The organism is Clostridium algoriphilum, assembly GCF_020443705.1.
Taxonomy (GTDB): domain Bacteria; phylum Bacillota; class Clostridia; order Clostridiales; family Clostridiaceae; genus Clostridium_AD; species Clostridium_AD algoriphilum.
In genome coordinates, this window is record NZ_JAIZZK010000075.1 from 1 (window position 1) to 5,433 (window position 5,433).

At 26.4% G+C, this 5,433-nt stretch carries 9 protein-coding genes; 5 read left to right on the top strand and 4 right to left on the bottom strand.

From position 1 onward, the window contains the following. Window positions 1–109: 109 nt before the first annotated feature. The gene (locus LGK95_RS21655) at window positions 110–343 is read right to left on the bottom strand and encodes a hypothetical protein (protein WP_226126977.1); all 234 of its coding nucleotides are present in this window, start codon (window positions 341–343) and stop codon (window positions 110–112) included. A gap of 363 nt (window positions 344–706) precedes the next feature. Here LGK95_RS21655 and LGK95_RS21660 point away from each other — a divergent pair, with 363 nt between their 5' ends. Beyond that, complete coding sequence (locus tag LGK95_RS21660; protein ID WP_226126978.1) at window positions 707–856, top strand: lmo0937 family membrane protein; 150 nt, start codon at window positions 707–709, stop codon at window positions 854–856. A 283-nt stretch (window positions 857–1,139) separates the two neighbouring features. Further along, entirely contained in the window at window positions 1,140–1,262 is a 123-nt protein-coding gene (locus LGK95_RS22605) for a hypothetical protein (RefSeq protein ID WP_264174630.1), read from the top strand. Window positions 1,263–1,327: 65 nt separating this feature from the next. Here LGK95_RS22605 and LGK95_RS21665 read toward each other — a convergent pair whose 3' ends face one another. From LGK95_RS21665 to LGK95_RS21675, 3 genes are all read right to left on the bottom strand, one after another. After that, window positions 1,328–1,858, bottom strand: coding sequence for a CBO0543 family protein (locus LGK95_RS21665; protein WP_226126979.1), 531 nt, complete (start codon window positions 1,856–1,858; stop codon window positions 1,328–1,330). Between the two features lie 287 nt (window positions 1,859–2,145). Further along, entirely contained in the window at window positions 2,146–2,844 is a 699-nt protein-coding gene (locus LGK95_RS21670; protein ID WP_226126980.1) for an aspartate/glutamate racemase family protein, read from the bottom strand. A gap of 245 nt (window positions 2,845–3,089) precedes the next feature. Continuing rightward, the gene (locus tag LGK95_RS21675; protein ID WP_226126981.1) at window positions 3,090–3,344 is read right to left on the bottom strand and encodes a hypothetical protein; all 255 of its coding nucleotides are present in this window, start codon (window positions 3,342–3,344) and stop codon (window positions 3,090–3,092) included. Window positions 3,345–4,043: 699 nt separating this feature from the next. Here LGK95_RS21675 and LGK95_RS21680 point away from each other — a divergent pair. The 3 genes from LGK95_RS21680 to LGK95_RS21690 form a co-directional block, all read left to right on the top strand. Beyond that, entirely contained in the window at window positions 4,044–4,322 is a 279-nt protein-coding gene (locus tag LGK95_RS21680) for a hypothetical protein (RefSeq protein ID WP_226126982.1), read from the top strand. Then, window positions 4,279–4,602 (top strand): hypothetical protein, encoded by a 324-nt coding sequence (locus tag LGK95_RS21685; RefSeq protein ID WP_226126983.1) that lies wholly within the window; start codon window positions 4,279–4,281, stop codon window positions 4,600–4,602. The genes LGK95_RS21680 and LGK95_RS21685 overlap by 44 nt, the downstream gene beginning before the upstream one ends. 243 nt (window positions 4,603–4,845) lie before the next feature. After that, window positions 4,846–5,433 (top strand): DUF3231 family protein (locus LGK95_RS21690; RefSeq protein WP_226126984.1); only part of this gene is annotated, 588 nt, incomplete at its 3' end.

Sequence of the window (5,433 nt, forward strand, 5' to 3'; positions counted from 1 at the left end):
GAATCTATATGGCGGTTTATTGCTCCAATTGCTTGATGTTATAAATTTCCGAAAAACATTTTCTAGTCATTCCAAACTTTTTTCGTTCGGTTCTTATTTGGAATTGAATTTAGAGATAGTTAATAGCATTCTCGTTTTTAAGTATAGAAAAATATTCTCCATTCTTTAAATCCTTTTTATTTACTATAATACTCTCATCTATAATGGATTTTATGTTTATTTTATTAAAGAAATCAAACTCTTTAAGGTAATCTATAACTTGATTATTTATAACAAATCTCACATCTTCTCCTTTGGTTATAGATTTATGGTATTCTATTTTAGCATTATCAAGGTAAAACATAACGCACACACTCCTTAAATACAAAACAAATTTATATTTTATTAGAATCTTTACATAACATTATCATATTTAAAAGATTACGAGTACGACGTAATATATTTATTTAATTATACTGTAAATTCCATATAAATACTTAAAGAGTTATATTCACTTTAAATAAAATAGAGCCTAGCAAATTATACTAGACTCTATTCTTCACTCTTATTTTATTATAAATTATTTTCGTTAGTTCAAGCATTTTTTTAGTGACATAATGTAACAGTGGATTTTATTTTAGATTTACGTTACAATTATTCTTCAAATGGACTTTTTTTAAATTATAATGATAAATTAGAACATACAAATTTGAAAGGAGTGATTAATATGGGTTGTTTAAGTTGGCTAGGCGGAATAGTAGTATTCTTTTGGATTTTGGGTCTTATATTTAGAATTGGTGGCGGTTTGATACATATTTTACTAGTAGTAGCTTTAATAGTATTCATTGTCGATATGATTTCAAGAAAAAAAAGATAGAAATTCATTTAAAATAAAATACAAAAATGAAAATATAGGAGGTGAATTATATGTTGCAAATAATTGGTGGAGTCGTTGTCGTAATAATAATACTTAAAGTCCTTGGTATATTTTAATGCACCTTTTTTATATATGTTATTAATATTATATAGATTCAGGGGTATAAATGTTTTCTAGTGGATAATTATTCCTCTTTAAGCCTAGCGTAATTGCTAGGCTGTTTTTAGTTGGATTTTGGTTAATTTAGTTGCAAACTAATTGAGTAAAGCATACAACATAATTAATGGTTAATGACATGGTAAGTACAAAAAAAACAATGTACCTTACTTGTTTGAGGATTTTCGTAGGAAAGTTTGATAAAAATAAAATTATTAAAGATGGAAAAGATACAAATGCTACAAAATAATCTGCAAAAGTGTGATTCCAAAATGAACCATCATATAACCATAAGGGTTTCTTGAATGCCTAATGTCATTTTATACTTTTATAAACATAATTAAAAAACAAATACAATGAAATATAAATAATAAAAGAATACCAATTTTCCCATTTTATCATGTGGTAAATATTAAGCCATTCAAAAAATGGCTCCGCAATGAAAGAACATACAAATGAAAAAGATATTGCTTTTATATATGCATTAATTTGAGGCTTATTTTGTAATATAAGCATTATACTAATAGGAAATAATGTGTAATTCCAAGGAAAAAATGAATTGGATATTGGTAATATTTTAAATTCATAGTACCATAATCCATAATTTATACCAATATTATCCATAAAGACAGTTATTAACATAACAATAAGTCCTACAAATAAAAGTCTAACTGTATCTTTTTTATCTCTGACTTTAATCCATATAAACCAAGGCAAAATTGTTAATGTAATACCAATCCACCAACGCCAACTAAAAACTACATGTGTAAACCATACTTTAACAATTTCATTGTTTCCTTTTACTATCATTTTATATGCTTCTTCTATTATTTTATGTGTATTCATTTACTATTACCTTTCAAATTACTTATTTAAATAATTTAGGTCAAACTAAAAGTTATTTTACTTTAATTATGCCCAATATTAAGATTTTTTAATTTTTCATGTTTATAGTCTAAATTTAAGAAGTCATTCAAAATTATGATCTTTATCCTGAACATTATTGTAACTGTGAATACAACAAATGTCGTGAAAAGAGGGTTTCACGGCATTTGTTGTTTATACACATCTAGCCTATAGATTCAAAGTGAATGTAACTCAATATCTCCATTGTAATCCTCTGTAAGATTTTATCAGCATTTATGTAAGTAATAATTTATGATGCTATCAACATGTATTTTGGTAGTATTAAAAAAAGGTATACCTAATTCACTTTTTGTAAGTATTAATGGTAACTCTGTACAACCAAGTATTATTCCTTCAATTGAGTCATCCTCAATCATTCTTTTAATTATATTAAGTAACCCTTGTCGTGTTTCATTAAAAAAATTACCAAGTTCAATCTCAGACATTAGCTTATTCTGTATATAATCTTGTTCTTTTTCATTTGGTACAAATACCTGAATATGATTTTTATTACATGATTTTTGATAAAATTCACTTCTCATTGTAAATTGTGTTCCTAATAAACCAACCTTTTTAATCCCTGTTTTTTTCATGTAATTGCACGTTTCTTCTACAATACTTAATAGTGGAATAGGTGATAATTCATTAACTTTTTCAAAAACTATGTGAGGTGTATTAGCGGAAATAAATGCAAAATTTGCACCTGCATTATGTAATACTTTAATTCCATTAACTAACCACTCGATAAGATCATCCCATTGTTCATCTGCTACTAACTTCAAGAGAATATTCATATCCATACTGTAAATAATAATCTCAGGACTACTTTCTTTTTGGGTCTGATGTCTATACGTTTCAATAAGCAACCTATAGTAATCTAATGTTGACTCTGGTCCAAAACCACCAATCATTCCAATTTTATTCATAAACACTCTCCTCTTTTATAAAAATTAACATTATTAAATCTCATTTTTAACTTATAACCGACTACAACCTCACGCAAATATATATTTAATAATACCATAATTCCCATATATTATAATTCTTTTAGAACATAGAAAAATAAATCAACAAATACTAATGGTAAATACAGTAAAACAAGAAATGTCGTGAAATATAATTTTCACGACATTTGTATAAGTTCGTATATTTTTTAATGAGATCATGAACGCTATTCTTTTATATTGACGTTATTAATACCATCTATATTCTCTTTATCTAGCATCCTTTTATTTATATCATTATTCTTAAACATAGTTATATCCTTTTTATATTCATTGTCTTTTATGTGCTTCTTTACTTCCTTATATTCTTTATCGTGTGTCTCCTGTATCACTTTTTTTAGTGCTTTATTTTTTGTAACCTTCTCATCCTTGTCCATTTCTTCTAATACTTCCTGTGTGAAATTTTCTTTATCATTACCCATAATATAGTATTCCTCCTATTAACTTCATTCACATTTCGAAGATTATTGTCTTTTTTAATCATTATCTCAACATAGTAATTCCTTTTCAATAACATCAACATAACATTTATCAGTTATGTTGTAAATGTTATAAATAGTTAATGTCGTGAAAAAATAATTTCACGACATTTGTGTTTCCCATATATGCAACCAATAGCCTCATTCTAACTTTAATATATGCAATAAACTACTATTTTGCTACATATATTGGTGTCTAATTGAGAATATGCACTACTTTATGCATGATTTTTCACTTTGCACATTACATTGTGAGAGATATATAAGTAATAATACTTGATACACCTTCAGTAAGTACAGGAGACAATAGGTTAGACTATACTATAAATAACATGCTCATTAACTTCTTATCTTATATAGCAGATAAGGAGAGGGAGAAAATACAGGGTAGAGTTATAGAAGGACTAAAAAGTACTAGGGACAAGGGCGTTAAGTTGGGTAGACCTAAGAGAGGGTTAAGACCTTCTTTTTTTATGGAATGGATTAATTATCTGATTTGTCTTATATGTTAGAATTACCATTAAAATAAGTCGAAATTGTAAAACATGATGGTCTAAAATATCGGATAAAAAATAGCAAAATACATATACTATTTTAATACATTTCAAATAATAGTAAAGATGAATTAGGGGTGTCAAATATATGGATGCAATTAATAAAATAATAGAACTTAGAAAGCAAATATTTACAATTCAGTATAATCAGTGGATGAATAATACGTTGTTTTCTTTAAAGTGGTGGATTATACTCATCATTGCTATTATATATTGGGTTATTTGGTGGAAACTTGTAGATAAAAAAAGATTTAAGGAAATAGCATTGGTTGGCTTAGTAACAGGGATTATAACTTTTTTCCTTAATACTGGGGGGGGTCGAAATGATATTATGGGCATATCCTACTCAAATATTCGGATTAGTTAGAACTTATAGTCTATTTGAATTAACAATATTAACAACTTCATATATGTTATTATATCAATATTTTACCGGATGGTATACGTATATTTTGGCTGTGATTATTTTTGGAGCGATTGGAAGTTTTATAGCACAGCCCTTGTTTGTTTATTTTGGGTTATACAAATTAATATCATGGAGTTATTTATACTCATTCGTGGTTTTTATATTTATAGGAATTGTAGTGAAATTTACAATTTTAAAGATTGTAAATATTGAAAAATACTCATTAAAACGTTCTAAATAACCTCCTAATTGAGGTTATATTTATAGAAGATACATAAACGTCTTAGTAAATACACCAGTTATAATGGCAAAAATGTAGGTTATTTATTAAAATGTCATATAACAGTATAAAGCAAGATAAATTAAACCATAATATTAATTGAAAACATCAAAATTTAGAGATTCAAATTCTCTAATATAAGAATTTTATCTATATATTCCTATTAATATCATATTATAAATTTTAATAGAAAGAAGGGTTTAAATGACAACCGAAGCGAAAATACAATTAACTTCATCAGAATTAGGTACATTATGGATGACTTATATATCAAAGTCAGCAAGGTTAATAATATTTGATTTGTTTAAAGATAAAACTATTGATAAAGAAGCTCAAAACATATTAAGTACCTATATTTCTGAAGGACAAAATATACTGAATGAAATTGTGAATGTATTTAATAATGAAAAAGCAGTTATTCCAATGGCATTTGATGAACGTGATGTGGTAAGAGACGCACCTCCTCTATTTGATGACATTTTTAATATAATGTTTGTTCGCCAAATGATGAAATTAAATTTTGGTCATTCTGCGGTATTTTCAGCTATGTCATATATAAAAGAAGCTCATGATATATTAAAGCATAACTACGATCTTGCTGATAAGTATTATGTTATGACAACAAACTATCTATTAGAAAAAGGAGTGCTTGCAAAGCCACCGTATGTAATTATGCCCAAAAAAGTAGAATTTATTGAAGATAAAAATTACATGAGTGGACATAATCCTTTTTCTGATAAACGTGCATTAAATACAATTGAGGTTGGTTTTCTTAATGAAGCTATTGAAGAT